This is a genomic window from Streptomyces nanhaiensis, assembly GCF_046614825.1.
GTDB classification, from domain to species: domain Bacteria; phylum Actinomycetota; class Actinomycetes; order Streptomycetales; family Streptomycetaceae; genus Streptomyces; species Streptomyces radiopugnans.
The window spans coordinates 1-5,189 of the sequence record NZ_JBKJFM010000243.1 but is presented as its reverse complement, the minus strand read 5'-3'; the positions used below and the strand labels follow the sequence as shown (position 1 = coordinate 5,189).

Annotated in this window: 3 protein-coding genes; all 3 read left to right on the top strand. The window is 77.6% G+C overall.

Annotated elements, in window-relative coordinates; all coding sequences use genetic code 11:
* Positions 1–3,520: hypothetical protein (locus tag ACLIYP_RS29015; protein WP_412716062.1), on the top strand; the 3,520-nt coding region annotated here is incomplete at its 5' end.
* 35 nt (positions 3,521–3,555) lie between these two features.
* Positions 3,556–4,725 carry an ATP-binding protein gene (locus ACLIYP_RS29010; RefSeq protein ID WP_412716061.1) on the top strand — a complete coding sequence of 390 codons (1,170 nt, stop codon included), beginning with the start codon at positions 3,556–3,558 and terminating at the stop codon, positions 4,723–4,725.
* Positions 4,726–4,730: 5 nt separating this feature from the next.
* Positions 4,731–5,189: DUF5682 family protein (locus ACLIYP_RS29005; RefSeq protein ID WP_412716060.1), on the top strand; the 459-nt coding region annotated here is incomplete at its 3' end.

Below are 5,189 nucleotides of genomic sequence, written 5' to 3'. Positions count from 1 at the left end.
CGCGCGCGCGGCGCTGGAGCGGCTGCGCCCCTTCCACGCGGTCGCCGCCCGCGTCAGCCCGCGGGCCGTCGCCGGTGCCGCCGCCTTCGACGCCGCACCGCTGCTGGGCCGCACCCTGCGCGCCGGCATCCTGGACGAGCTGGGCTGGCCGGCTCTGGAGGAGGCGCTGCGGCGCCTGGACACCGAGACCCGGCACGACCGCGACGACACGCTCACCGTCCACGAGGCCTGGCCGGCGCTGATCCTCTCCCGCCGGCACAAGGCGATCGTCGTGGGCCCCCAGGACGTCCTGCTGGAGCACGACCTGCGGCTGCCGGTGGAGCCGGACCGCTGGAACCGCCCGTCGTTCCGCTACACCGACGGCGAGCTGCTGGTGATGTGGCGGCAGGACGGCAGGCAGTACGGCTACTGGTCGGCCCGCCCCGCCGAGGTGTTCCAGCTCGGCGGCGAGAAGCTCCCGCACTGGTACGGCGGCGACGCGGGCGAGACCTCCATACCCCTGCCGGGCGGCGGCCGCGCCACCGGCGGGCGCGCCCTGCACGCCGGCGACACGGTCGTGCCGCCCGGCCGCCGCGTCCTGGGGGACGGTACCTCGTACTGGCGCCAGGGCCGGCAGGGGCGGCAGCAGGTGTGGCTCGAGTACGACCCGGCCACCGGTGCGCACGGGCGCGCCTCGCTGCCCGCGTTCCTGCGCTCCGGCATCCGCGAGGGCGCCACCCTGCTCCAGCGGCACTGCGCGGTGCTGCCCCTCCAGCCCGGCCTGGAGCACAGCCCGCTGGGCACGGACGGCACGGTCCTGGGCCGCTGGGTGCGCACCGAGGGCGAGGGCGATCGGGCCCGCACCACCGCCGGTACGCCGGACGGCCGGACCGTCACCCTGCCGGCGGCAGGTGGGCGGGTGCCGGGCGTACCGCTCGGCGTGCTGCGGCTGCCCGGCGGCGCCGGGCCCGCCGTCGTCGCCCGGCACCATCACATAGCCCTGTACGCCGGTGACGGGAACGCCGGTGTGTGGGAGTCGGGCCGGGTGACGCCGCTGGAGCGGGGCGGCGAGTTCGCCGCCGGCACGCGGCTCGTCCCGCCGGTGGACTTCTGGCACGCGCTGCGGCCGCGCGACGAGGGCGCGTCGGCGGTCCTGCGGGCGCTGAGCGACGAGCAGGCGGACGAGTTGCTGTGCGCCGGGGCGCAGGCGCTGGCGGAGCTGCGGGCGAAGACCGAGGCGGCCGCCGCACGGAGGAAGGCGGCGGGCGGCACGGAGGCCACCACCGGCGAGCCCGCCCTTCCGACCGCCGACGGGGTCCTGCGCAAGACCGTCTCCGGCCTTCTGCCCGCCCTCGCCGAGCCGCGTCTGCTCGCCGGTGTCGCCGCCCATGTGCGCGCGGTGCTGCGGCTGGCGGCGTCCGTCGCCGGGTTCGCGGCGCCTTTGGTGGAGCGGCCCAGGGTGGAGCGCAAGCGCGTCGAGGGCATGTTCGCCGACTACAGCCCCGAGGACGGCGACGACCGGACGCTGCGCGAGGCGGTCGGCGGCCTCGCCGGGCTGCACGGCTGGTGGGGCAGCGGACAGCACTGGAGCACGCTGCGTCAGATCCGCGCCGTCAACCACGTCCTGTCCGGTGAGCCCGCCGACGGCAGGCCCCTGCCCGAGTCCGCCCGGCTCGCCGGGGTCGCCGACGGGTGGCGCAGCGAGGAGTTCACCGTTCCGGGCATCGGTGCGGTGTGGCTGCCCGTGCTGGACGTGCTGCGTCCGCTCGCCTACCGCGCGGCCTCACCGGCCCTGCCCGAGGCGCACCGCCGGGCGCTGTTGCTGCTGTTCGAGGCGATCGCGCAGGGGCCGCTGGCCGCGCCCGGGGGCGGCGCGCTGCGCGAGACCGTGCTGGGCGAGCCGTACGCCGGGCAGGAGCGCGCGGGCCAGGTGCTGCGCCGGGAGGGCCGCACCGTCGTCGTCCTCGGCTGCCGGAACGTCGACCACCGCAACAGGCGTGTGAACTGGCTGGCCCTGGACCACGACCCGGCAGGCGTGTTCGGCGCGGTCGCGCACTTCGCGCTGGAGGAGGAGAGCGCGCACCCGCCGGTGTTCCCGGCCGAGGCGCTGGCCGCGGTGGCCGGGCTGATCCGGGACAAGGGCCCGGCGCCCTGGTGTCCGGACGCGCCCGCCGCTCTGGCCACCGCGACGCGGGGCGGTCTGGGGCCCGTGCAGGCGGCCCTGCTGCTCGCCGGGAGGCCGTCGCAGCTCACCGCCGAGGTGACCGCCGTCACCGCTCTGAAGCCGCGGCAGAAGAAACTCGGCGACGCGCTGCTGGACTCGCTGGCGCCCGGCGACCTGTCGGCCCTCGTCGGCGCGCTGCTGCCGGAGGAGCCGGGCGATCTGTGGACAGCCGGGCCGGACACGGACGCGGCCGGCCGGGTGTGGGCGGAGCGCCTGGCCGGGTTCGTCCGCCTGCCCGAGGACACGGCCGAGGAGCTCTTCCCGGCGGGTCTGCCCGCCGGCGCCGCCGAGGAGGTGCTCAACCCGGGCCGCACCCCCTGGATCAGCCGCACCACCGTGCAGCGGCCCGGCAAGGACGGCGATCTGGTGGCCGAGGACCCCGCGGCGCTGCCCGGGCGGTACGGCCTGACGCGTGCCGTGGCCGCCCTGGCCGCCCTCGCCTACCACCTGCCGTACGGGCACCCGCTGCGCGCCGTCCTGCCGGAAGGGCTGGCCGCGCTGCGCCGCCGCGTCGCGGATCCGCACCTGCTGCTCGACCTGGACCTGTCGTGGACGGAGAAGGGTTCGCAGTCCGCCGCCGAGCTGCGCAGGGCGTACGGGCTGCCCGCCGCCGGCGGCGCCGACGCGCACGGCCTGACGCACGCCGGCGACGCGCTGGTGCTGCGTCCCTGGTACGGCGACCAGGAGGCCGTCCTGCTCCGCCCCGGCGCCCTCACCGGCGCGGACGACCCCGTGTTCGGACTGGTCGAGGGGATCGTCGGGCCGGGGCGGGGCGAGGGCATGCGGGCGCTGCGGACGATCCTGGACGGCGAACTCGCCCGCGCCCTCGCGGCCGGGACGGATCCCCAGGGGCCCACCGGATACGCCCAGGACCCGGCCGTCGTCGTGCCCGGACTGGTCGCCGAGGTCGCCCGGACCCACGGTCTGGGCGAGGACGCGGCGGCGCTCTACCTGCAACTGCTGGCGCTGCCCGACCCGACGGACCGCAACCTCGCCCGCTGGACGGGCCGGAAGCCCGCCCGGACGAAGAGGGCCCGCGCCGAGCTGGCGGCCACCGGCCTGGTCGTCGAGGCGAAGCGGGCGCGCGCCGGGCGCACCCTCTTCCTGCCGTGCGGCTGGCTCGACCTGAAGTCCCCCGCACTGCCGGTGGAGGTCTGGAAGCAGGGCCTCTACCCCGTCCCCGACCGCTCCCGCGCGGTGCCCCTGGTGCCGGTGCCCGAGCTGTTCGCCCGCGCGTGGGACCGCGTCCGCGCCGGTGACGCCCCGGCCTACGAGGAACTCACCACCCGCGCCACCCGCAAGGGCCGCCGCCGATGACCACCGTCCGCCCGCGTCCGGAAGAGACCGAATCGATGACCACCGCCCTCCCCTCCGCCCCGGCCCGCCAGATCGTCCCGCCCGAGGAGCGGTACGCGACCGAGCTGGCCTTCCTCGCCGCGTACGACGACGGGCCGCGCCCGCCCGCGTGGCGGCTGACCCCGCGCGCGGTCGTCACCTTCGTCATGGGCAGCGGGGGCGCCGCCCTGAAGCTGCCCGACGGCGTCGAGGCACCCGGCGGGGTGCCGCGCCGCCTGGTGGTCGAGGACAAGTTCGTCGGCGACCGGGCGCTGGTGGAGCGGTGCGTGGTGACCCTCGCCGGGGAACGCGGCCTGCTGCTCGTCGGCGAGCCCGGCACCGCCAAGTCGATGCTGTCGGAGCTGCTGTCGGCCGCCGTGTGCGGCACCAGCGCGCTGGTGGTGCAGGGCACGGCCGGCACCACGGAGGACCAGCTCAGGTACGGCTGGAACTACGCGCTGCTGCTGGCGCAGGGCCCCACCCGGCAGGCGCTCGTGCCCTCCCCCGTGCTGACCGCCATGTCCCGGGGCGCCGTCACCCGCGTCGAGGAGGTCACCCGCTGCCTGCCCGAGGTGCAGGACTCGCTGGTGTCGCTGCTCTCCGAGCGGCGGATCGCCGTCCCCGAACTGGCCGGCACCGAGGACGCCCTGGCCCACGCGGCGCCCGGCTTCACCCTCATCGCCACCGCCAACCTCCGCGACAAGGGCGTCTCCGAGATGTCCGCGGCCCTCAAGCGCCGCTTCAACTTCGAGACGGTCGGCCCCATCGGGGACCTGGAGGCGGAGACCGCGCTGGTGCGCGGCCAGGCGCGGGCGTCCGTGGAGCGGGCCGGGGCGCCGTTCCGGGTCGACGACGCCGTGCTGGAGGCCCTGGTCACCGCGTTCCGGGACCTGCGCGAGGGCCGGTCGGCGGAGGGCTGGGAGGTGGAGCGGCCGTCGACGGTGATGAGCACCGCGGAGGCCGTGTCGGTGGCCGGGGCGCTGGCCCTGGCGGCGGCGTACTTCCCCGGCGACCGGGATGTGCTCTCCCTGCTGCCGGGCCATCTGCTCGGCGTGGTCCGCAAGGACGACCCCGCGGACGCCGCCAGGCTGCGCGGCTACTGGGACGGCCCGGTGCGCCGCCGCGCCGAGCAGGGGTCCGCCACCTGGCGCACCCTGTGGGACCTGCGCACCGTTCTGGAGGGCTGACGGCCGTGTCCCTCTCCCAAGGGGCCGCCCCGGCCGCCCCCGCCCAGGCCCTCTCCCCCGCCGCGGCCGGCCCCTCCGCACCGGCCTCGCCCGAGGAGGCGATCGCCGCCCTCACCGGCCCTTCCGCGCCCTACCTCGTCGGCGTACGGCACCACGCGCCCTCCCTGGCCGCCGCCGTGCCCGCGCTGCTGGACGAGGCGGAGCCGGAGGTGCTGCTCGTCGAACTGCCCGCCGAGATGCAGCCGTGGCTGCCCTGGCTGGGACACGAGGAGACGCGGGCCCCGGTGGCGCTGGCCGCCGCCCCTGCGGACGGGGGCGGCGGGGGCCCGGCGTTCTACCCGTTCGCGGACTTCTCGCCCGAACTGGCCGCCGTGCGCTGGGCCGTCCGGCGCGGTGTGCCGGTGGTCGCCTGCGATCTGCCGCTCGCCGACCGCGCGTGGAGCGAGGGCCGGCCGGCCGCCGTC

What these genes read in the sequence shown, in the direction of transcription:
- ACLIYP_RS29010 (WP_412716061.1), top strand. Translation starts at nt 3,556, where the DNA reads ATGACCACCGCCCTCCCCTCCGCCCCGGCCCGCCAGATCGTCCCGCCC.